At 73.1% G+C, this 21669-nt stretch carries 17 protein-coding genes; 6 read left to right on the plus strand and 11 right to left on the minus strand.

The window, feature by feature from the left end; translation table 11 throughout:
• Window positions 1-55 precede the first annotated feature (55 nt).
• The 3 genes from ACIRD8_RS07415 to purN form a co-directional block, all read right to left on the minus strand.
• Window positions 56-1516, minus strand: coding sequence for a DUF2079 domain-containing protein (locus tag ACIRD8_RS07415; protein ID WP_403987553.1), 1461 nt, complete (start codon window positions 1514-1516; stop codon window positions 56-58).
• Between the two features lie 168 nt (window positions 1517-1684).
• Window positions 1685-3238, minus strand: a complete 1554-nt coding sequence (gene purH, locus ACIRD8_RS07420) for a bifunctional phosphoribosylaminoimidazolecarboxamide formyltransferase/IMP cyclohydrolase (RefSeq protein ID WP_403987556.1) — start codon at window positions 3236-3238, stop codon at window positions 1685-1687.
• A complete protein-coding gene (gene purN, locus ACIRD8_RS07425; protein WP_403987559.1) occupies window positions 3225-3881 on the minus strand; it encodes a phosphoribosylglycinamide formyltransferase in 657 nt (218 codons plus the stop codon). The genes purH and purN overlap by 14 nt, the downstream gene beginning before the upstream one ends.
• A 239-nt stretch (window positions 3882-4120) precedes the next feature.
• Between purN and ACIRD8_RS07430 the strand changes: the two genes are divergently transcribed.
• On the plus strand, window positions 4121-4993 hold the full coding sequence (locus tag ACIRD8_RS07430; protein ID WP_403987562.1) for a hypothetical protein: 873 nt from the start codon (window positions 4121-4123) through the stop codon (window positions 4991-4993).
• A 30-nt stretch (window positions 4994-5023) separates the two neighbouring features.
• Here ACIRD8_RS07430 and ACIRD8_RS07435 read toward each other — a convergent pair whose 3' ends face one another.
• A complete protein-coding gene (locus ACIRD8_RS07435; RefSeq protein ID WP_403988677.1) occupies window positions 5024-6814 on the minus strand; it encodes a DUF6350 family protein in 1791 nt (596 codons plus the stop codon).
• Window positions 6815-6963: 149 nt separating this feature from the next.
• On the opposite strand from ACIRD8_RS07435, the gene ACIRD8_RS07440 reads away from it, so the two are divergent.
• On the plus strand, window positions 6964-7836 hold the full coding sequence (locus tag ACIRD8_RS07440; RefSeq protein WP_403987564.1) for a sigma factor-like helix-turn-helix DNA-binding protein: 873 nt from the start codon (window positions 6964-6966) through the stop codon (window positions 7834-7836).
• A gap of 116 nt (window positions 7837-7952) precedes the next feature.
• Here ACIRD8_RS07440 and sucD read toward each other — a convergent pair whose 3' ends face one another.
• The 5 genes from sucD to ACIRD8_RS07465 form a co-directional block, all read right to left on the minus strand.
• Window positions 7953-8837, minus strand: a complete 885-nt coding sequence (gene sucD, locus ACIRD8_RS07445) for a succinate--CoA ligase subunit alpha (RefSeq protein WP_099173770.1) — start codon at window positions 8835-8837, stop codon at window positions 7953-7955.
• 46 nt (window positions 8838-8883) lie between these two features.
• Window positions 8884-10065, minus strand: a complete 1182-nt coding sequence (gene sucC / locus ACIRD8_RS07450) for an ADP-forming succinate--CoA ligase subunit beta (RefSeq protein WP_403987567.1) — start codon at window positions 10063-10065, stop codon at window positions 8884-8886.
• A gap of 334 nt (window positions 10066-10399) precedes the next feature.
• Window positions 10400-11608 (minus strand): vWA domain-containing protein, encoded by a 1209-nt coding sequence (locus ACIRD8_RS07455; protein WP_403987570.1) that lies wholly within the window; start codon window positions 11606-11608, stop codon window positions 10400-10402.
• An 85-nt stretch (window positions 11609-11693) separates the two neighbouring features.
• Window positions 11694-14021, minus strand: a complete 2328-nt coding sequence (locus ACIRD8_RS07460; protein WP_403987573.1) for a DUF5682 family protein — start codon at window positions 14019-14021, stop codon at window positions 11694-11696.
• Window positions 14018-15130, minus strand: coding sequence for an AAA family ATPase (locus ACIRD8_RS07465; RefSeq protein WP_403987576.1), 1113 nt, complete (start codon window positions 15128-15130; stop codon window positions 14018-14020). The genes ACIRD8_RS07460 and ACIRD8_RS07465 overlap by 4 nt, the downstream gene beginning before the upstream one ends.
• A gap of 175 nt (window positions 15131-15305) precedes the next feature.
• Here ACIRD8_RS07465 and ACIRD8_RS07470 point away from each other — a divergent pair, with 175 nt between their 5' ends.
• Window positions 15306-16376 carry a hypothetical protein gene (locus ACIRD8_RS07470; protein WP_403987579.1) on the plus strand — a complete coding sequence of 357 codons (1071 nt, stop codon included), beginning with the start codon at window positions 15306-15308 and terminating at the stop codon, window positions 16374-16376.
• A gap of 152 nt (window positions 16377-16528) precedes the next feature.
• On the plus strand, window positions 16529-18157 hold the full coding sequence (locus tag ACIRD8_RS07475) for a DUF5691 domain-containing protein (protein ID WP_403987582.1): 1629 nt from the start codon (window positions 16529-16531) through the stop codon (window positions 18155-18157).
• 60 nt (window positions 18158-18217) lie between these two features.
• Here ACIRD8_RS07475 and ACIRD8_RS07480 read toward each other — a convergent pair whose 3' ends face one another.
• Window positions 18218-18631, minus strand: coding sequence for a cobalamin B12-binding domain-containing protein (locus tag ACIRD8_RS07480; RefSeq protein WP_403987584.1), 414 nt, complete (start codon window positions 18629-18631; stop codon window positions 18218-18220).
• Window positions 18632-18973: 342 nt separating this feature from the next.
• Between ACIRD8_RS07480 and ACIRD8_RS07485 the strand changes: the two genes are divergently transcribed.
• A complete protein-coding gene (locus tag ACIRD8_RS07485) occupies window positions 18974-19975 on the plus strand; it encodes an esterase/lipase family protein (RefSeq protein WP_403987587.1) in 1002 nt (333 codons plus the stop codon).
• 6 nt (window positions 19976-19981) lie between these two features.
• Here the strand turns inward: ACIRD8_RS07485 and ACIRD8_RS07490 are convergent, their stop codons facing one another.
• On the minus strand, window positions 19982-20668 hold the full coding sequence (locus tag ACIRD8_RS07490; protein ID WP_403987590.1) for an IclR family transcriptional regulator: 687 nt from the start codon (window positions 20666-20668) through the stop codon (window positions 19982-19984).
• 109 nt (window positions 20669-20777) lie between these two features.
• On the opposite strand from ACIRD8_RS07490, the gene ACIRD8_RS07495 reads away from it, so the two are divergent.
• On the plus strand, window positions 20778-21428 hold the full coding sequence (locus ACIRD8_RS07495; protein WP_403987593.1) for a nitroreductase family protein: 651 nt from the start codon (window positions 20778-20780) through the stop codon (window positions 21426-21428).
• Window positions 21429-21669: the final 241 nt, after the last annotated feature.

The following is a 21669-nucleotide window of genomic DNA, read 5'->3' on the forward strand; positions in this document are numbered from 1 at the left end:
GCGGAATCCGCATGAAGGCCGCAGCACCCGCTCGACCACGGGGGGTGTGCGGCCTTCAGCCGTTCTCGGGCGCCGGCGTGGTCCGCTCCATGACGACGAAGGAGCCCGCCTCGCGGGTGACCCGGTAGCGCGCCTCCGGGTGCAGCTGCTGGGCGTATTTCACCGGGTCGTCGATCGGCTGCGACCAGCCGAAGTCCAGGTTGATCGCGACGACGTCGGGCGCGGTCCCGGGGGCCCCGCCGACCCAGTAGACCGTGCGGTCCGAGGTCAGGTGGGCCATCAGCGTGATGTCCGTCTCCACCCGCGCGCCCACGGGAATGGCGTCCACCGCCGCTTCGGCGGCGTGGGTGCGCGCGTCGGCGCGGTACGTCTCCGGGCGCAGCAGCTCACGGAGCGGAAGGTGCTGGGTGAGGGCGATGGCGACCGCCGCGGCCATGGGAGCGGCGACGTTCGCATAGGAGACGAGCCAGGGGCGCTTCGAGCGCCGGCTCCGCCGGATGCCGTCGGCCATGGCCAGGAAGACCACCGGCATCAGGATCGCGCTGTAGTGCCAGACCATGCCCCAGTGGTTGGAGTCCTGGGAGAGGAGGCGCCAGCCGAGCGTGGGCAGGACGAGCAGGACCAGGGGTGAGCGCAGCGCCATGAAGGCGGTGATCCCGACCAGGAAGACCAGCATCTCCAGCTTGACGGAGGAGTCGAACACACCGAGGACGGAGTCGAGCAGGGAGACCTCCTGCCCGCCGTTCTCCTCGATCTTCTTCCAGTAGTCGTACGTTCCCGCGCTGCTGGCCGCAGGTATGAGCACCAGCACGGTCAGCGCGAACGCGAACACACCGAACGCCGCCAGCAGGAAGCCCTGGAGCCGCCGCCCGTACAGGGCCAGGAGCAGGCCGACGACGGCGACGGTGACCCCGAGGTCCTCCTTGACCAGGACCAGTGGCAGCGACCACAGGACGACTGCCCTGTAGCGCTCCATGAGCAGCGCCCGGCAGACCAGGGCGAGCAGCGGGACGGCGAAGGCTATCTCGTGGAAGTCGGCCTTCGCCGCTTCCTGGAGCCCCCAGGACAGCCCGTACGCGACGGTGGCGCAGAGGCCCGCGCGTCCGCCCAGGATCTGCTGGACCGTACGCCCGACGACGACCGCCGAGCCGGCGAACAGGGCCGCCTGGGCGAACAGCAGGGCGACGGCGGACGGCCAGATCCAGTAGAGCGGGACGAGGAGCGCCACGACGGGGCTGAAGTGGTCGCCGAGTATCAGATAGCCCGGGCCCTTGATGTCGACGACGGGCGCGTCGAAACCGGCGTACGCGCGCACCTCCTGCTCGAAGATGCCGAGGTCCCAGGAGGGCGACTGGAAGTGGCTGTACCGCAGGTACCCGTAGAGGAAGTAGAGCGCGCACAGGATCACGGCGGCGATCAGGTACGGGCGCAGCGGCGCCGGGTGCGGCGTGGCCTCGGCCGGCCCCTCGGCCTGCTCCCCGGACACGTCGGTCTCGCTCTGGTTCAGGTCAAGCACGGTGCCCCCGCAACGGAATCCCTCACTGGTCACTGCCGGTCGCGCCGGTCATGCCACGGCCCGACAAGGCCATTCATTAGAACAGAGGGACGACTGATCTCCGTACGCCGGGACGCGCCGCAGGCCGCACCCGGAAGGGGTGCGGCCTGCGGCAGGTCCTGCGGTGCGTCAGTGGAAGAAGTGGCGCGTGCCGGTGAAGTACATGGTCACGCCCGCCTTCTGCGCGGCCTCGACGACGAGCTCGTCACGGACCGAGCCGCCCGGCTGGGCGACGGCCTTGATTCCGGCGGCGGTGAGGATCTCCAGCCCGTCGGGGAAGGGGAAGAAGGCGTCGGACGCGGCGTACGCGCCCCGTGCCCGCTCCTCGCCCGCGCGCTCGACGGCGAGCTTCGCGGAGTCGACGCGGTTGACCTGGCCCATGCCGACGCCGACCGAGGCGCCGTCCTTGGCGAGGAGGATCGCGTTGGACTTGACGGCGCGGCACGCCTTCCAGGCGAAGGCCAGCTCGCGCAGCTCCTCGGCGGAGAGCGCCTCGCCCGTGGCGAGCGTCCAGTTGGCCGGGTCGTCGCCCTCGGCCTGGAGCCGGTCGGTGACCTGGAGCAGCGCGCCGCCGTCGATCGGCTTGACCTCGACCTCGGCGGACGGGGCCTCGGGGGCGCGCAGCACGCGGATGTTCTTCTTGCGGGCCAGAACCTCGACCGCGCCGTCCTCGTACGCCGGGGCGACGATGACCTCGGTGAAAATCTCCGCGACCTGCTCGGCCATCTCGACGGTCACCGGCCGGTTGACCGCGATCACACCGCCGAACGCGGAGAGCGGGTCGCAGGCGTGCGCGTTGCGGTGCGCCGTGGCGACGTCGTCGGCGATCGCGATGCCGCACGGGTTGGCGTGCTTGATGATCGCGACGCACGGCTCGTCGTGGTCGTAGGCGGCGCGGCGGGCGGCGTCGGTGTCCGTGTAGTTGTTGTAGGACATCTCCTTGCCGTGCAGCTGCTCGGCCTCGGCGAGACCGCCCTCGCCGGAGGTGTAGAGCGCGGCGGGCTGGTGCGGGTTCTCGCCGTAGCGCAGGACGTTCTTGCGCGCGTACGTCGCACCGGTGAAGTCCGGGAAGCCGGAGTCGTCGGCGGCCGCGTAGCCGTCGGCGAACCAGGCGGCCACGGCCACGTCGTACGCGGCGGTGTGCTGGAACGCCTCGGCGGCGAGCCGCTTGCGGGCGGTCAGGTCGAAGCCGCCCTCCTTGACCGCGGCGAGGACGTCGGCGTACCGCTCGGGGCTGGTCACGACCGCCACGGACGGGTGGTTCTTGGCGGCGGCACGGACCATCGAGGGGCCGCCGATGTCGATCTGCTCCACGCACTCGTCGTCGGACGCGCCGGAGGCGACGGTCGCCTTGAACGGGTAGAGGTTGACGACCACCAGGTCGAACGGCTCCACACCGAGCTCGGCGAGCTGCTCGCGGTGGGCGTCCAGGCGCAGGTCGGCGAGGATGCCGGCGTGCACACGGGGGTGCAGGGTCTTGACGCGGCCGTCGAGACACTCGGGGAAGCCGGTGAGCTCCTCGACCTTGGTGACCGGCACACCGGCGGCTGCGATCTTCCCGGCGGTGGAGCCGGTGGAGACCAGCTCGACACCTGCCTCGTGCAGACCGCGGGCGAGGTCTTCGAGCCCCGTCTTGTCGTAGACACTGACCAGGGCGCGGCGGATGGGCTTATTCACCGACATGACCGAGATGAACCTTTCGTCCCTCAATGCGATAGCCGTCACGGGCGAGCCGCCCCACGGCCTCGACGAGCAGCTTGCGCTCGACTTCCTTGATGCGTTCGTGGAGGGCGGCTTCGCCCTCCACCGTTTCCTCTTCGGTCACCTCGACCACGCCCTGCGCGATGATCGGACCGGTGTCGACGCCGTCGTCGACGAAGTGGACGGTGCACCCGGTGACCTTCACGCCGTGCGCGAGGGCGTCACGGACTCCGTGAGCACCGGGAAAGCTGGGGAGCAGGGCGGGGTGGGTGTTGACGATGCGGCCGCCGAAACCGGCCAGGAACGCCTTGCCCACGATCTTCATGAACCCCGCGGACACCACGAGGTCCGGGCGGTGTTCCGCCACGGCTTCCGTCAGGGCCGCGTCCCACTCGTCACGGCTCGCGTACTCGCCGAGCTTGCACACGAAGGTGGGAAGTCCGGCCCGCTCGGCACGCTCGATGCCGAGGGTGCCGTAGCGGTCCGCGCCGACCGCGACGATCCGGGCGCCGTAGCCCTCGGGATCGTCACCGATCGCATCGAGGAGCGCCTGGAGGTTCGAGCCTGAGCCGGAGACGAGCACGACCACACGGGCCGGAGCGGCGGAGGGGGGCGGGGAGGCCACGTGGGGGCCCTTTCTCGCGTGGTGCAGCTGGTACGCGATGTACAGGAGGTGCGTTTGTATGGTCGTACGAAAGAAGCTCGTCCCGCGATACGGGGAACTCTACGAACGGTCCGACCGTCAGCAACGATACCGGCACACCCGGCGGCCCCCACGGGACGGGGGCGTAGCCGGGAGGTAGCGTCAGGGGACAGGGAACCGCCCCCGGGCGGAAATGACGAGATGGGGAAGACGTTCACCACATGCCGGACCGCCTCCGCACCGCCCTTGGCCACCCGCTGCCCGAGCGGGCCTCCACGCTGATGCGGGAACGCCAGTCCTCATCGCCGGACTCCTCGTCGGGGCCGTCCTCTTCGGGGTCGTCCGACGACAATCCGTTCGCGGCACCGCCCGAGGACCGGCCCGACCAGCCCTGGCAGCCCCGCCACCCCTCGCATGCGCCGGGAAACCACGGCAACGGCGGGAACGGTGACAGCGGCGAGGGGAACTCCGACGACCGCCCGGTCTGGGGCAGTCAGTGGAGCGACCAGCAGCCGGGCCGTCAGAACGGCGGCTTCGGCGGCCGTCCCGGCGGCAGCGGCGGGCCGAGCGGCCAGGGCGGCGGCCCCGAGGGCAACCCCGGCGGGCTGCGCTGGGACCCGACCGACCCCGCCCAGCGGCGCGCACGGTACGCGGTGCTGGGCGGCATGTGGGCGTTCTTCTTCGCCCTCTTCGACTTCCCCGAGATCGCGATGCTCCTCGGCGCCCTCGCCGTGTACTGGGCGATCAGCGCCCTCCGCGGTGGGCCGCGCAAGACCGAGGCGGCCGGTGCGGGGCAGGCCACGGCATCCGCCGTGAACGGCCCGGACCGGGCCACCACGCCCGAGCCGGGCGCCGCGCCCCGAACCGCCCCCGGCGTCGCGCAGGGCAGCACCCGGCAGCAGACGACGGCGGCCGTCAGCGGGCTGGTGACGGCGCTGCTGGCCCTGGCGATCGTGGCCACCGGCTACACGGTCCAGCTGGTCTATCGCGACTACTACACCTGCGTGAACGACGCGCTCACCAAGACCGGCGCCCTGGCCTGCAACGACAAGCTGCCCGACCCGCTGGAGCCCTTCTTCGGCGTGAAGGAATAGCCCCCGCGCTCCCGCGCACCGGAACGCTCGCTACGGAGTAGTTTCACGGCCGGGTTCCGCATGCCCCTCGGCATCCGGAACCCGGCCGTTCGGCGTATCGGGCTCGGGGGTGGGCTCGGGGCCGGGGGGTGCGGCGGGGGCGGGGGGCGGCACCGGAGCAGCTGCGGGCGCCGGTGGCGATGCCGGCACAGGAGGAGTCACAGGAGTGGCCGGTACGGGAGTGACCGGCGCGGGAGTGACCGGCGCGGGAGTGACCGGCGCGGGAGTGACCGGCGCGACGGTTGCCGGTACCGGCGCGGGCACGGGTACCGGCGCGGGCCCCGGCGCCGCGTCCGTGTCCGCCGGGAAGTCCGCCATCAGTCCGCCCGAGCTCTTCTTGAGCGCGGCCCAGCGCGCCTCCCTCGCCCCGTCCTCGTGCCACGGTCCGGCCGACAGGAAGTCGTACGGCTCCGCGTCCGGGTCCGCTCCCTCGGGTCCCTTCTCCGTCGTCTGCCCCGGCTCCCCGCCCGGTTCCGCCTTCGCCTGCTCCGCCTTCGCCTGCTCCCCCTTCGCCGCCTCCCACCGCCATCCCCACCGTTCCTCCCGCAGCCGCCACGCCCGGAACAGCAGCGCCGCCGGTACGCCGAGCACAGCCGTCCACGCGAGAGCGGCCGGGCCCACCAGCCACCACACGGGGCCGAACTCCGCGAGCGCCCCGGTGCCCAGCGGGCCGCCCGACGCCGCAGCCAGCACCGCGGCCCCGGCCCCGCAGCCGACGGCCGCCAGCCCGGTCACCAGCGCGGTACGGGTCTGCCCCCAGGCCTCCTCACGCGCCCCGCGCACCGGGGTCGCCCCCCGGGCGACGAACCTGGCGACGGCCAGGGCTGCCACGGCCGGCACCGCGACGGCCGCCCAGTTCGCCGCCGTCCCCGGTCCGTGGGACGGCACCGCGGCAAGCAGCGGGAAATCCGGCATGGCGGGCGGCCCGGTGAAGGCGAGCGGGGTGGCCAGGGACGCCGTACCGAGGGCGAACCCAGGTCCGAGCCCGTACGCGGCGCCCCACATCGCCGCGTTCGGTACGAGCGCGGTCGCCAGCAGGAGCACGGAACTCCGGCCCGCCCAGTCGCCCGCCAGCCCCACGAACGACTCCCGCGCCGCACCGGTGTGCCACATCAGTGCCACCGCCACCAGCAGCGCCCCGCCGCCGAGCAGCATGAGCACACCCGCGGCGGCCGATCGCACGGCCACCGAGGCCCCGGACCGGAAGCTGGAGCGGGCGGCAGCCTCCTGCAGACTCAGCGGCGCCCAGACCAGCAGCGGGGTCAGCGGTCGCCCACGGGCCGCCCACACCCCCGCGGCCGCCGCACCGGCCACCACGAAGGTGACGGGGAAGGCGATCGAGGCGCGGTCGGCCGGCAGCCCTCCGTCGCGCGCGTAGGCCGCCGCGGCGAACACCACCAGCAGATAGCCGGCGCTCACCGCGCAGAACGCCCCGACCGCCGAGTGTCCTGCCGTGTCCTTCCCTTCGGTCTCCGCCGAGTCCCGGGCGGCCCGGTGCACCAGCCACACCGGCACCACGACGAGCAGCAGCGGGACCACCGCCACGGGCGCGGGGTGGCCTCCCACCGTGTCGGCCCTGACGAGTTCGGCGCCGTGGGCGAGCAGCCAGAGTCCGGTCGCCACATGGAGGGCCCCGCCGGGCCCGCTGTCGGGGTACGGGGAGCTGATCCACAGCACCATGACCAGGACGGCCAGCGAGCCGAGCCCGAGCCCCGCCGCCAGCACCCCGCGCACGAAGGCGGAGGCCAGCGCGGCGGACCTGCTCCGCTCGGCCGGCAACATCGGGCTGCGTTCGGTCACTTGGGTCACGCGGCCATGCTGCCAACGACACGCGCTTATTCCGTGTAACGGGCGAATAGCCGCTGTGTCGCCCAATATACGTTTATGTACTTTTTCACCCAGTGCAGTGTCACCGGGGACGGAGGCCGGACATGACGCGGAGCATCGCCGAACCGGCCCCGCAGCCTCGGGAGCACCTGGAGCGCCTCACCGCCGAGGAGGCGTACGACGCGCTGTACGGCCGCACCGCACCCGGTCTGACCCGTCAGATGTATCTGCTGACCGGCCGCCGGAGGCTCTCCCGGGAGGCCGTCGAACACGCCTTCCGGACCGCCTGGCAGCGCTGGCCCGAGGTGGCCAGGGACGGCGACCCGGCGGGCTGGGTGCGGGCGGCCTCGTACGAGTACGCGATGTCGCCCTGGCACCGGCTGCGCCGCGCCCACCGCCGGGCCGACGCCCCGCCCGGGGACCCGGCGCGGCGTGCACTGCTCGACGCGCTGCTCGCCCTGCCGCCCTCGTACCGGCGCACCCTGCTGCTCCACGACGCCGTGGGACTGGGGCTGCCGGAGACCGCCGCGGAGACGGAGGCGAGCACTCCCGCCGCGGCGAGCAGACTGCTGAACGCCCGGGCCGCCGTCGCCGAGCGGCTGCCCGAGCCGGCGCAGGCCGTGGATACCGGTGGCAGATCCGTGGTGCTCCAGGAGCGGCTGGCCGCACTCGCCCTCGCGGAACAGGTGCCCGAACCGCCGTCGGCCCCCGCCGTCCGCGCGCGCGGCGAGCGCGTCGCGGAACTCTGGACCCGGGCGGCGCTCTGCTTCGGGGTGCTGCTCATCAGCACGACCGCCTTCACCCTGCACACGGCCCCCACCCGGTACGAGCAGCCGCTGGCCCCCGCCGAACGCGTCGGCGGTGTCCCTCCGCTCGGTGGACCCGAGAAGCTGACGCCGCAGGACCTGAAGCTGCAGAAGTCCCTGCGGAGCGAGCTCACCCACGGCCCGGAACGGCTGATCCCGCACATCCCTTGACCGGGCTCCCCGGCACGACCGCCCCGGCGGGTTCCCAGAACGCAAACGGCGCGGGCCCGCACCCCTCATGGAGGAGGTGCGGGCCCGCGCCGTTACCGCGGTGAAGCGGTGAAGCGTCAGCCGCCGAGGATCTCGCGCGCCAGCTTGGCGGTCTCGGTCGGCGTCTTGCCGACCTTCACGCCGGCGGCCTCGAGGGCCTCCTTCTTGGCCGCGGCCGTACCGGAGGAGCCGGAGACGATGGCGCCCGCGTGGCCCATGGTCTTGCCCTCCGGGGCGGTGAAGCCCGCGACGTAGCCGACGACCGGCTTCGTGACGTTCTTCGCGATGTAGTCGGCGGCACGCTCCTCGGCGTCGCCACCGATCTCGCCGATCATCACGATGAGGTCCGTGTCGGGGTCGGCCTCGAACGCGGCGAGCGCGTCGATGTGCGTCGTGCCGATGACCGGGTCGCCACCGATGCCGACGGCCGAGGAGAAGCCGATGTCACGGAGCTCGTACATCATCTGGTAGGTCAGCGTGCCGGACTTCGACACGAGACCGATGCGGCCGGGCTTGGTGATGTCGCCCGGGATGATGCCGGCATTGGACTGGCCGGGGGTGATCAGGCCGGGGCAGTTCGGACCGATGATCCGGGTCTTGTTGCCCTTCGAGCCGGCGTACGCCCAGAAGGCGGCCGAGTCGTGGACCGCGATGCCCTCGGTGATCACGACGGCCAGCGGGATCTCGGCGTCGATCGCCTCGACGACGGCGGCCTTCGCGAACGCCGGCGGCACGAAGAGGACGGACACGTCGGCGCCGGTCTTCTCGATCGCCTCGGCGACGGACCCGAATACGGGTACCTCGGTGCCGTCGAAGTCCACGGAGGTGCCCGCCTTGCGCGGGTTCACGCCACCGACGATGTTGGTGCCGTCGGCCAGCATGAGCTTGGTGTGCTTCATGCCCGTGGCGCCGGTCATCCCCTGGACGATGACCTTGCTGTCCTTGGTGAGGAAGATAGCCATGGTGTTGGAGTCCCTTAGTCCCTTGTCGTGTCGGAGACGCGCAACGTCACAGCGCAGCCGCGGCGAGCTCGGCGGCCTTGTCGGCCGCGCCGTCCATGGTGTCCACACGCTGAACGAGCGGGTGGTTGGCGTCGGAGAGGATCTTGCGACCCAGCTCCGCGTTGTTGCCGTCGAGGCGCACGACCAGCGGCTTGGTGACGTCCTCGCCCTTGGACTTGAGCAGCTCCAGGGCCTGGACGATGCCGTTGGCGACCTCGTCGCAGGCGGTGATGCCACCGAAGACGTTGACGAAGACGGACTTGACGTCCGCGTCGCCGAGGATGATCTCCAGGCCGTTCGCCATGACCTCTGCGGAGGCGCCGCCACCGATGTCGAGGAAGTTGGCGGGCTTCACGTTGCCGTGCTTCTCACCGGCGTACGCGACGACGTCCAGGGTCGACATGACCAGACCGGCACCGTTACCGATGATGCCGACCTCGCCCTCGAGCTTGACGTAGTTGAGGTTCTTGGCCTTGGCGGCGGCCTCGAGGGGGTTGGCCGCGGCCTTGTCCTCGAGCGCCTCGTGGCCGGGCTGACGGAAGTCGGCGTTCTCGTCGAGAGACACCTTGCCGTCCAGGGCCAGGATGCGGCCGTCCTTGGTCTTCACCAGCGGGTTGACCTCGACGAGGAGCGCGTCCTCGGCGACGAAGGTGTCCCACAGGGTCACCAGGGCCTCGGCGACACCCTCGGCCACCTCGGCCGGGAACTTCGCCAGGGCCACGATCTCGCGGGCCTTCACGATGTCCACGCCGTCGACGGCGTTGACCGGGACCTTCGCGAGGGCCTCGGGGGTCTTCTCCGCGACCTCCTCGATGTCCATGCCGCCCTGCACCGAGGCCATGGCCAGGAAGGTGCGGTTGGTGCGGTCGAGGAGGTACGAGACGTAGTACTCCGCCTCGATCTCCGGGGACAGCTCGGCGATCATCACCTTGTGGACCGTGTGGCCCTTGATGTCCATCCCGAGGATGTCGGTCGCGCGAGCGACCGCTTCGTCCGGGTCTGCCGCCAGCTTCACGCCGCCGGCCTTGCCTCGGCCGCCGACCTTCACCTGCGCCTTGACGACGGACTTGCCGCCCAGCCGCTCGGTCGCCTCGCGGGCTGCCTCAGGCGTGTCGATCACTTCACCGGCCAGCACCGGTACACCGTGCTTGGCGAAGAGGTCCCTCGCCTGGTACTCGAACAGGTCCACGCGCGTCCGTCCCTTTTAGTGGTCTCGCGGTTCGTTTTCTGCGTGGGCGTGCCGCGAGGGCAACGTGACTGCGCAGTCACTAGGGAGGCGCACACGGTGACCGGGTACGCGGCATGTCCATCCGGCAGGTTATCCCCCGCGCCGCACCGGACCCTAAATTGCACATCACACCGGAGCGGTGATAACGGTCACAGACCCCGCTGGTGGCCGGGTTACGAGGGACAAATCGGCACCTCCGCGGAGCCGCCAGGACCGCCCGTGGCCCGGGGTCGGGCGGTGTCCGGTCCGGGGTGCGGACGGTGCCGGTCCGGGGTACGGACCCGGGCCGTCCGCCTCACCGGCCGGTGTCCGGTATCGGCAGGGGCCGTTTCCCGATCGCCGCCGCCATGACCTCCGGGAAGAGATCAGGAGTGCAGGCGAAGGCCGGGGCACCGAGCGCCGCAAGCGCGGCGGCGTGTTCGCGGTCGTAGGAGGGGGTGCCCTCGTCGGACAGGGCGAGCAGCGTCACGAACTGCACGCCGGACGCCTTCATCGCCGCGGCCCGCCGGACCATCTCGTCGCGGATCCCTCCCTCGTGGAGATCGCTGATGAGGACGACCACGGTGTCCGCCGGACGGGTGATCTTCGACTGGCAGTAGGCGAGTGCGCGGTTGATGTCCGTGCCGCCGCCGAGCTGTGTGCCGAACAGGACGTCCACCGGGTCGTCGAGCTGGTCGGTGAGATCGACGACGGCCGTGTCGAACACGACGAGCCGCGTCGCCAGGGTCCTCATCGAGGCGAGCACCGCGCCGAAGACCGCGGCGTGGACCACGGAGGCGGCCATCGACCCGGACTGGTCGACACAGAGGATGACGTCCTTCTTCACGGACCGGTCCGTGCGCCCGTACCCGACGAGGCGCTCGGGTATCACCGTGCCGGCCCCTTCGCGGATCGAGCCGCCCTCCCGGCCCTCCCGGCCGGGGAGCGACACGTAATTCTTCAGATTGGCCCGGATCGTGCGGTCCCAGTCGATGTCCCGGTGGCGCGGCCGGGCCGCCCGTGCCGAACGGTCCAGGGCCCCCGTGAGCGTGGCCCTGGTACGGGTGGCCAGCCGGCGCTCCAGGTCCTCGACGACCTTGCGCACGACGGCCCGGGCCGTCTCCCTCGTCGTCTCCGGCATGGCCTTGCCCAGCGAGAGCAGGGTGCCGACCAGGTGGACATCGGGTTCCACGGCCTCCAGCATCTCCGGCTCCAGCAGCAGCGCGGAGAGCCCGAGCCGGTCGATCGCGTCGCGCTGCATGACCTGGACGACGGGGGCCGGGAAGTACGTACGGATGTCGCCGAGCCAGCGGGCCACCGACGGGGCGGACGCGCCGAGCCCCGCGGAGCGCTCGGTTCCGCCCCGGCCGCCGGGCTTCTTCCCCGCTTCGTACAGCGCGGTCAGCGCTCCGTCCATCGCGGCGTCGCGGCCGGTGAGCGCGCGCGCCGTGCCCTCGGCGCCGTCCTCGCCGAGCACCATGCGCCAGCGCCGCAGCCGCTCGTCCTCGGCCGGAGTCGGGTCCATGGTTCTCTCCTCCTTCTTCTCCTGCGTGTCCGTGGGGCCCGCCCTCATGGCCGTAGGGCTGTCCTCATGGTCGTGGGGCCCGCCGTCATCCGGTCGCCGCCCGCCGGCCCGGGGCGTCCGGGCCGAGGAGCAGCCGGAGCACCGGGAGCACCGCGTCCGCCCGCTCCTCGTCCAGCCCTTCACCGAAGCCCGGAGCGGCGGGTACGCCCTCGTCGCGCGCCCTGCCGGGATCCGGTCCGCGGCGCACCAGCTCGCCCAGCGTCCGCCGTACACCCGGCTCGTAGGCCGAGAAGGTGCGGCGCAGCAGGGGCAGCACGCCGGTGAACATGTCGGCCGGTATGCCCGTCAGCCAGGCGTCGACGAGCCCGAGGAGACGCTCGTCGTGCACCAGCAGCAGGCCGCCGCCCGCGGCTCCGCCGACGAAGCCCTCGATCCAGGCGGCCGCGTCGGGTGGTGCGGTGCCGGGCGAGAGGGCCAGTCCCATCAGGCGGGCGGCCTCGCTGTCCGCCAGCCGTCCGTCGTCCAGGAGCAGTCGTGTGGCGCGGCCCCGGATCACACCGGCGGCCGTGTCCCGGGCGGCCAGCTTGTGCAGGACACCGGCCCACCGCTCGGGCAGCCCGTCCGCCCGTACGGCGCCGGAGAGCAGCCCGATCGCGGTGTGCACCGCGTCCACCCGGCGATGGGCCTCCGCCGCCGCGTCCGCGTCGAGGCCGGTGCAGGCGGGCGGCAGGCCCACGCAGACGCGCTCGGCAAGGCCGACGGCCACCTCTCCCAGCGCTGCGGTGTCGGTGGACCGCACGTCCCCGTACCGCAGGGAGCGGGCCAGGGCGGGCAGTGCGTCGGCGAGGTGGCCCACGTCCGTGTCCAGGGCGGCCCGGTCCGAGAGCGCCCTCATCACGACGGGCAGCGCCTCGGGCAGGCCGGCGAGGAGACATTGCTCGGCGAGCGTGGTGACCCCGGCGAGCGACGACGAGGACACGGCGTCCGACTCGGCCCTGGCGGTCGCGGCTCCGAGGACGGTCGTGCCCCACACCCCTGCCTCGGCGGTACGGACGAACAGCTCGGGCTCCCAGCGCAGCCGCCAGCTCTCCCGGAACGTCCCGGTGCTGCCCCGGCCCACGGCGGGCTCGCCCCAGTGCACTCCGAGGAGCCGCAGCCGGTGCAGCAGTCTGCTGCGGGCCGCGTCCGTGTCCTTGCGCAGATCGAGCTCCAGCTCCCGTCGCTCCGCCTCGGGCCTGAGCCTCAGCGTGCGCTGCTGCCGGTCCAGGTCGCGCTGGAGGGGGACGGCGGGCGCGGTGTCGGGGACCTCGCCGAGGGTCTCGCCGACGACGAGCCTGTCCCGGACGAGGGCGAGCGGCACATCGGATCCCTCGCACATGACTGCCCTGACCGCGTCGGTGGCTTCGGCCAGGCCGACGGCCGGGCGGCCGCGCAGGGCGGCCAGGGTCCCGGCGAGCCGGACGGCCTCGATGACATCCGCGGAGGACACGGGCCGGTCCGCCACGCGCAGCAGTCCGGCCACCTTGGTCATCCAGCGCTCCACGGGCCGGTCGGGGGCGCCGAAGAGGTGGCCGTACCAGCCGGGCGACTCGATCCCCGCGCCGTATCCGCTGTGCCGGGCGAGCCTGCGGTGCGTCCAGGGCACCCAGGTCAGCTCCGTTCTGACCTTGGGCATCCCCTTGAGGAGCGCACGGTCGGCGGCGACGGTCGTCCTCGCGCCGAGCGCGGGCACGTGCCACGCACCGCAGACCACGGCGATGCCGTCACCGAACTCCTTGCGGGCGGCCCGCAGCTGGAGCCGCATGGCGGCTTCCCGGACGGCGTCCTGCGGGTGCCCGCCGTCCCCGTACGCCTCGCGCAGTGCGGTCATCGCCTCGGCGAGCGCGGCGAAGGGGGCACACGGATCGGCCGGGCCGCCGCCTGCCGCCCGGTGCTCGACGACGTCCTCCCACCAGCGCTCGGGGTCGTCGTAGCCCGCGGCCCCTGCGAGGATCCCGATCGGATCGATGCCCCGGCCGTCCTCGGGGCCGTCCTTCCCGCTCTCCTCCCGATGCTCCGTCAGCGCCAGGGAGTGCGCGGCGGGCAGGTCCACGAAGCGCACGGGGATCCCGTGCGCCGATGCCCAGCGGATCGCCACCCACTCGGGCGAGAAGTCGGCCAGCGGCCAGAACGCGGCACGCCCCGGGTCGTCCACGGCGTGCGCGAGGAGCGCGACCGGCGGGCGCATCCGGGCGTGCGCGGCGAGCGGCAGCAACGCGTCGCCCTCGGGCGGCCCTTCGACGAGCACGGCGCTCGGCCGTACGGCTTCCAGGGCGGCCAGGACCGCGCGGGCGGAGCCAGGGCCGTGGTGCCGCACCCCCAGCAGCAGCGGCCCCGCGGGTCCAGCGGCGGTCCCCTTGCCGCGGGGTGTCATTCGGCGGCCTCACGGCAGGCGCGGTAGAAGTCCTTCCATCCGTCGCGCTCCCGGACGACGGTCTCGACGTACTCCTGCCAGGCGACATGGTCGGCGACGGGGTCGCGGACGACGGCCCCGATGATGCCGGCCGCCACGTCCCCTGGGCGCAGGACGCCGTCGCCGAAGTGGGCGGCGAGCGCGAGGCCTCCGGTGACGACGGAGATGGCCTCGGCCGTGGACAGCGTCCCGGACGGTGACTTGAGCTTGGTGCGGCCGTCCGTGGTGATGCCGTCGCGCAGTTCACGAAAGACCGTGACGACGCGCCGGATCTCGGCCATGCCGTCCGGTGCCGGGGGCAGGTCGAGCGAGCGCCCGATCTGGGCCACCCGCCGGGACACGATGTCCACCTCGGCCTCGGGCGTCGCGGGCAGCGGCAGCACGACGGTGTTGAACCTGCGGCGCAGGGCGCTGGAGAGCTCGTTGACCCCGCGGTCGCGGTCGTTGGCCGTGGCGACGAGGTTGAACCCCCGCACCGCCTGGACCTCTTGCCCCAGCTCGGGGACGGGGAGCGTCTTCTCGGACAGGATCGTGATCAGCGCGTCCTGCACATCGGCGGGGATACGGGTGAGCTCCTCGACGCGCGCGGTCATGCCCTCGGACATGGCCCGCATGACGGGGCTCGGCACCAACGCCTCACGGCTGGGTCCGTGGGCCAGCAGCTGCGCGTAGTTCCACCCGTAGCGGACGGCTTCCTCGGGGGTGCCCGCGGTGCCCTGGACGAGCAGGGTCGAGTCCCCGCTGACGGCCGCGGCGAGATGCTCGGACACCCAGGTCTTGGCGGTCCCCGGAACGCCGAGGAGCAGCAGCGCCCGGTCGGTGGCGAGCGTGGTGACGGCGACCTCGACGAGGCGGCGCGGGCCCACGTACTTCGGCGTGATCAGTGTGCCGTCCGGGAGTGTCCCGCCGAGCAGATAGGTGGAGACGGCCCACGGCGAGAGCTTCCAACGGGCGGGCCTGGGGCGGTCGTCGGCGGCGGCGAGCGCCTTGAGCTCGTCGGCGAAGGCATGCTCGGCATGCGACCTCAGGACGTCGCCGCCGGCTGCGTCGGTCAGTACGGACACGGTCATGGATCCCCCTCCGGATCGGTCGATCCGATGCGGTTTCCACGGTGCACCATGGCACTGACAATCGGTCCCGGCGCACAGCCGGGGCCGGTCGGGTCGAGGCGGTCAACCCCGCCTCGGGGCAGGTGGAATCGCAGGTCGGAGCCGATTGTCAGTGGGGCGCCCTACCGTCGGTTCCATGGTGCTATCTCACGGGGGAGAACCCTGGCGCCCCGCCGGACCGGCGGCGCGCCATGCGGTGGAGCGGGTGCCGGACCGGGCTCCTGACGAGGCGTCGTCCGAGGCGGACCGGGCGGCGGCCCGTCGTGCGGGCCGCAGGGCCGCGCGCATCACGGGCGGTGCGCAGGAGCTGGACCAGCGGCTCACCGATCTGCTGCGCGGCGGACTCGCGGCGGCGGACCGCCCGGGTCACGGGCTGTGGGAGGAGACAGCGGCCCGCATGGTCGACGCTCAGGCGCCGGGACTCGCGGGACGGGTGCGGGAGTTGGGTTCGGTTCCGGCCTCCGGGCCCGGCTGGCCGGCGCGGCTGCTCGAGGAGTGCGCGCTCCTGCGCCTGCTGGACTCGGCCTGGCTCGGACTCGACCGGCTGCCGGGCCCGCTGGCGGCGACCGTGCGCGCGAGAGTGGGACTGACCGCGTCGGCCGAAGGGCCGGCCGTCCGCGACCACTGGCTGGTCCTCGCGCAGTACGACATACCGGACGGCCGGATCGTCACCCGCCGCACCTGGCTGTACGGCAGGGGTTCGGAGCGCGTCTCGCTGCTGCTGTCATACGGCGCGCCGGGGCGTGCCCCCGCCCGGTCGCTGCCGGTGGGCACGGTGATCGACGCCGAAGTGACACCGTATCCGGGCGGCGGTGGGCTGAGGGGAGAGCTGGGGCAGCAGTTCGGCGAGCCTGTCGTCACGACGGCACCACCCCCCGGCGGCACGACGGCCGACGCCCTCGCCGCCTACGGGCACGCACTGCGGGAGGACCCCTGGCTCGACGCCTGGCCCGCGATGCTGCGCGATGTCATACCCGCGCCGTCCGGGGACGGCTGGCAGTTGGTCGGCGCGGTGGACGGTTCCGCCCTGCCGGTGGCACCCCCGGCGCTGTCCCGGCCGGGTCTGTGGAAGCTCGTGGCACTCTCCGGCGGCGGCCCGCTGACCGTGTTCGGCGAGTGCGGGCACCGGGGCTTCGACCCGCTCGCCGCCTGGTGCGCCGGGGCCTCCGGCGACGAGGCGCCGAGCGCGGCCGTGGCGCTCACCTGACGCCTGCGCCCGTCTGTGCCCGCCTGACGCCCGCGCTCTCCCGGCGGCCTGCTCTCCGAGCGGCCTGTTCTCCTGGCGGTCTGTTCTCCCGATCCGCCGCACGCCCCGTGCCCCACCCGTCGATTCCAGGACCACCCGAAGGGACCCGCCCGATGTCCACCACCGCCACGACGACAGGCGTGCCCGTGAACGCCTCGTGGGAAGACCTCGTCACCTCGGCGCTGCTCGGCACCGACCGGCGCCCGCTCCGGGCCGCGGGCGGCGCCCCGGTCGGTCCCGCGGCGCTGCTGGACACGGCGGCGATACACACCGTGCGGCGCAGGGCGGCTCTGCGGCCCGCCGGCGGGGCCACCCTTCCCGAGCCCGCGCCCGCCGATCCCCGGCCGGCGCTGCCTGCCGCCGCCCGTCGGCGGCTCGCCCAGCTGCTCGCCGACCGCTCGGCGCCACCCACCGGCGGGCGCCGGGGAGCGGCACCCGATCTCACCGAGCTCATCCCCCAGTGGCTGGCCTCCGCCGGAGCGCACGGTTACCGGGCACCGGCGGAGCTGCTGCCCGCACTGCTGGACGCGGCACGGGCGCGTACGGATCTGCGCCCGCACGTCCTCGCGTTCGCGGGGCCGCGCGGACTCTGGCTGGCCGGACTGAATCCGGAGTGGAAATTCGCGCTGCGCGCTTCGTCACGCGGCGCGCGGCGGCCGGGCACCGAGGATCCGGAGACGGTGCGCCGGCTCTGGGAGGAGGGCCTCTTCGCCGAACGGGTCGCGCTGCTCGGGGCCGTACGCGAGCGGGATCCCGGCGCGGCCCTGGCCCTGCTCGCCACCACCTGGGCCACGGAGCGTGCCGAGGACCGGCTGATGTTCCTCGATTCCCTGCGGTCCGGCCTCTCCGGCGGCGACGAGGCGTTCCTGGAGGAGGCCCTGGCGGACCGCAGCCGCAACGTACGCTCCACGGCCGCCGAGCTTCTGTCCGCCCTGCCCGGTTCGGCGCTCGCCCGCCGGATGGCGGCCCGTGCCACCTCCTGCGTGAACCCCGACCGTACGGGGGGCGCCATGTCCGTCGCCGTGGAGGCACCGCACGAGTGCGACGCGGCGATGCAGCGCGACGGCGTGGCGCCCGTACCGCCCTCGGGGCGCGGTGAACGCTCCTGGTGGCTCGGCCAGTTGGTGGAGGCGGCCCCGCTCGGCGTGTGGCGGGAGAGGTTCGGCGGCCGGACGGCCGAGCAGCTCGTGTCACTGCCGGTCGCCGACGGCTGGGCCGGTGAGCTGCACGCCGCCTGGTGCCGGGCCGCCGTGCGGCAGCGGGACCCCTACTGGGCGCGGGCGCTGCTCGGGGCCCCGTCGACCCCCTTGGCGAACGGCCCCGGGACGGCGTCGCTGGCGGAGCGGTCGAAGCTCCTCGCCACCCTGCCACCCCCCGAGCGGGCGCTCTGGGTCGCCGGTTTCATAGCCGCGCACGGCCTGTCCGAAGCGTTCCAGCTGCTCGGTGTCTGCTCCGTGCCCTGGGACGGGCCGCTGGGCCGGGCGGTGGTCGACGCGCTGGACATCGCCCGGGACGCGGGGAGCTACCCCTGGAGCTTCAGCGGGGTGATGGGCCTCGCCGAGCGCTGCCTGAACCCTGCCGAGGCTGACCGGCTCGCGGTGCTCACCACCACGCCGGACGAGCCGGAGGGCGCGTCACCGGGTGCGGGCGGCTACTGGTCGGAGGCGTTCCAGCGCCTGGTCTCCACCCTGCGTCTGCGCGCCGCCATGGACGCGGAGCTGGCCCAGGACGGCACGGATTGACCGCGGAGAAAGGCGGGAGGGACGGAAACAGGGCCGGCAAGGCGGAATCAGGGCAGGCGCTCAGGCCTCCGCGGGCTGACGGACGTGCGCGTTCACCCATTCGACGATCGAGGCGGTCGTCGCACCCGGGGTGAAGATCTCCGCGACACCCTGTTCCTTCAGCGGAGCGATGTCCGCCTCGGGGATGATGCCGCCGCCGAACACCTTGATGTCCTCCGCGTCGCGCTCCTTCAACAGTTCGATGACCTTGGCGAAGAGCGTGTTGTGGGCACCCGAGAGGATCGACAGGCCGATGGCGTCTGCGTCCTCCTGGATCGCCGTGTCGACGATCTGCTCGGGGGTCTGGTGGAGCCCCGTGTAGATGACCTCCATGCCCGCGTCCCGCAGCGCCCGCGCGATCACCTTGGCCCCGCGGTCATGGCCGTCGAGGCCCGGCTTGGCCACCACCACTCGGATCGGACCGGTCACACCCATCAATGCCTCCACATGCGTTTCCCGTACCCGGAGGGCCGGTGATGTGAACGAACGTTATCCACAGCATCCCGCACGGCGTCGTTTCGCGGTGGACCGGGAGGGGGAAATCACACATGGGACATGTTCGCCGGCGTCGTTCCCAGCATCGGGCGGTCCATCGGCCGCGCGGGGAGCGCGCCAGGGGAGCCGCAACGAGGTCGCCGTACCACCGTGCCGTCAGCCGCACGGCACGGTGGTACGGCCCCGGCGCATCAGGGCCGCCGGTAGCCTCCGCGGCGATCCCCGTGAGGGCGTACGGGGCAGGGAGCCGCCTCCCCCGCATGCCAGTGCAGGAGGTCGGCCATGAAGGTCCTGTCCTTCCTACCCCTACTGTTGCGCAGGCCGTGTCTGCGCCCCGCCTGGCTGTCGTCGACGCTGGTCAGAGCCACCGCACTGGAGCTGGTGATCCTCGCCGGGCACGTACTCATCTACCCGTCCGGCCTCACCCCGGAGCGCCGGCGCCCCGCACCCACCCCGGACACCGGAACCGGAACCCGACCTGGCGCCTCCACCGACCGGTTCACCCGTTCGGCGGACACGGCGGACACAGCAGACGCAGGCACAGCGGACACAGCAGGAACAGCAGGAAGGCCGGATGCACCAGGACCGGCAGCCGTGGCGGACACCTCGGCCACCGCGGAGGCGACCACGCTGCCCACGGCGACCGGTGACCGGCCGCCCGTCGTGCTCCTCCACGGCTTCATCGACAACCGCTCCGTGTTCGTCCTGCTCCGCCGCTCCCTGTCCCGGCACGGCTGGCACCACCTGGAATCGCTCAACTACTCGCCCCTGACCTGCGACATCCGCACCGCCGCCGAGCTGCTCGACCGCCATGTGGAGGAGATCTGCGCCCGCACCGGGCACCGCGAGATCGACATCGTCGGCCACAGCCTCGGCGGTCTGATCGCGCGGTACTACGTGCAGCGGCTCGGCGGGGACCGCAGGGTACGCACCCTCGTCACCCTCGGCACGCCGCACGGTGGCACCGCCGCCGCCCCGCTGGCAGGCGCACACCCCATCGTCCGCCAGATGCGCAGCGGCTCGGACCTGATCGCGGAGCTGCGTCGCCCCGCTCCGGGCTGCCGGACCCGGTTCGTCAGCTTCTGGAGCGAGCTGGACAGGGTGATGCTCCCCGTCGAGACGGCCTGCGTCGACCACCCCGACCTCGACGCGGTCAATGTGCGTGTCACGGGAATCGGCCATCTCGCCCTGCCGGTGCACCCAGCGGTCGCGTCAGCGATCCGCCAGGCACTGGAGTCCGACGCCGCGGCCCTCGGCGCTCCAGGGGCCGCCTCCGTCGCCTGATCTCCCTCATGGCGACGGCGACGGCTCAGGAGGCCGTACCCCCGTGGCCGCCGCCCGAACCGCAGCCACCACCCGGTCCAGGGGTACGCCGGTGGGGACGGTGACGCCCAGCGCGGCGACCGTTCCGACCGGGCCCCGCACCGGAGCGGCCACCGACACCTCGCCCAGCCGGAACTCCTCGGCGCAGACCGCCAGCCCGGCCTCCCGGATCCGGGCTAGCTGGCCGGCGAGGATGCCCGGGGAGACCACCGTGTGCCGGGTGTGCCGGGGCAGCTCCGTCGGCGGGACAGCGATCAGCACCTTCCCGTACGCCGTCGCGTGCGGCGGCTGCCGCTCCCCGCTCACCAGGCACAGCACCCCGTCGGCCGCCGGGGCGGAGAGCACCGCCAGATCCGCGTGACCGCCGGTCCGGGCACCCAGCGCCCGCAGTGCCGGGAGCGCCGCGTCGAGGAGCCCGCGCGGGCAGGGCGCCGCCGCGCCGAGCATCCGCAGCCGGAGCCCCAGCCGGTATCTGCCGTCCGCGCCCCGCTCCAGCCCGCCCCACGCCACCAACTCCCGCACCAGGCGCAACGCCGTCGGGGCCGGGAGCCCCGTGCGGGCCGCGATGTCGGTGAGCCGCAGCGCCTCCGGGCCGCCGCCCTCGAAGGCGTCCAGCACCGAGAAGAGCCGTCCCGCCACACTCCGTCCCGCCACGCCCTCGCCCAACTCCCCGCCCCTGTCTCTTCGTCGTCTCTTCGTCGGGCTTCCACTCAGTGGAAGCCCGGGCTTCCCGCCCCCGCCCGGGCCGTACGAGGCTCAACGCATGAACCTCGGTCTCGCTTCCGACACCCTGCTCTCCACCACCCGGGCCGTCCGCCACCGTCTCGACCTCACCCGGCCGGTACCGCGCGCACTCCTGGAGGAGTGCGTCGACCTCGCCGTCCAGGCGCCCACCGGCCGCAACCGGCAGCGCTGGCACTTCGTCATCGTCACCGACCCGGCCCGCCGGGCCGTGCTCGCCGATCTGTGGCGGGCGAGCCTGGGCGTCCCCGATGCCCACCAGCCGCTGCCCGCCCGGGACATGCGCCGGGCCGAGGTCGCACCGGGCGTGATGGACCGGGTGTACACGGGCGTCGGACACCTCTACCAGCATCTGCACGAGGTGCCCGCCTATGTCATCCCCTGCGTAGAGGGGCGCACCGAAGGCCTCTCCGTCACCCACCAGGCCGGCACGTGGGGGTCGATCCTGCCCGCTGCCTGGAGCTTCATGCTGGCCGCCCGCGAGCGTGGCCTCGGCACCGTGTGGACGACCGGGAACCTGCCGCTGGAGCGGGAGTTCGCGGAGGCGCTCGGCATTCCGTACGCGGAGGTCATGCAGGCCGCCTTCATCCCGGTCGCGTACACCGTCGGCACCGACTTCCGCCCCGCCCGGCGCATCCCGCGCGAGCAGGTCCTGCACTGGGACCGCTGGTGAATCGTCACCACTCCCGCCCCGGAAACACCGCACACCCCCCTTCGAATAGAACGAATTTCGAACATAGAACCAAGCCTGTCTCCTCGGTCCACCGAAAGGCGGCCGATTGCCCCTTTCCTGAAAGCCGGAAAGCAGCCGAAGATTGTCGTCCTCACCTACCGCCGGGTACAGTCGCGGCCACTGCTCACCCTGGGATCCCCCCACCGGACCCCGGAACAGGTCCTGCTGCCGAGGCGAGAGA

The organism is Streptomyces sp. NPDC102451 (assembly GCF_044765485.1).
Taxonomy (GTDB): Bacteria; Actinomycetota; Actinomycetes; order Streptomycetales; family Streptomycetaceae; genus Streptomyces.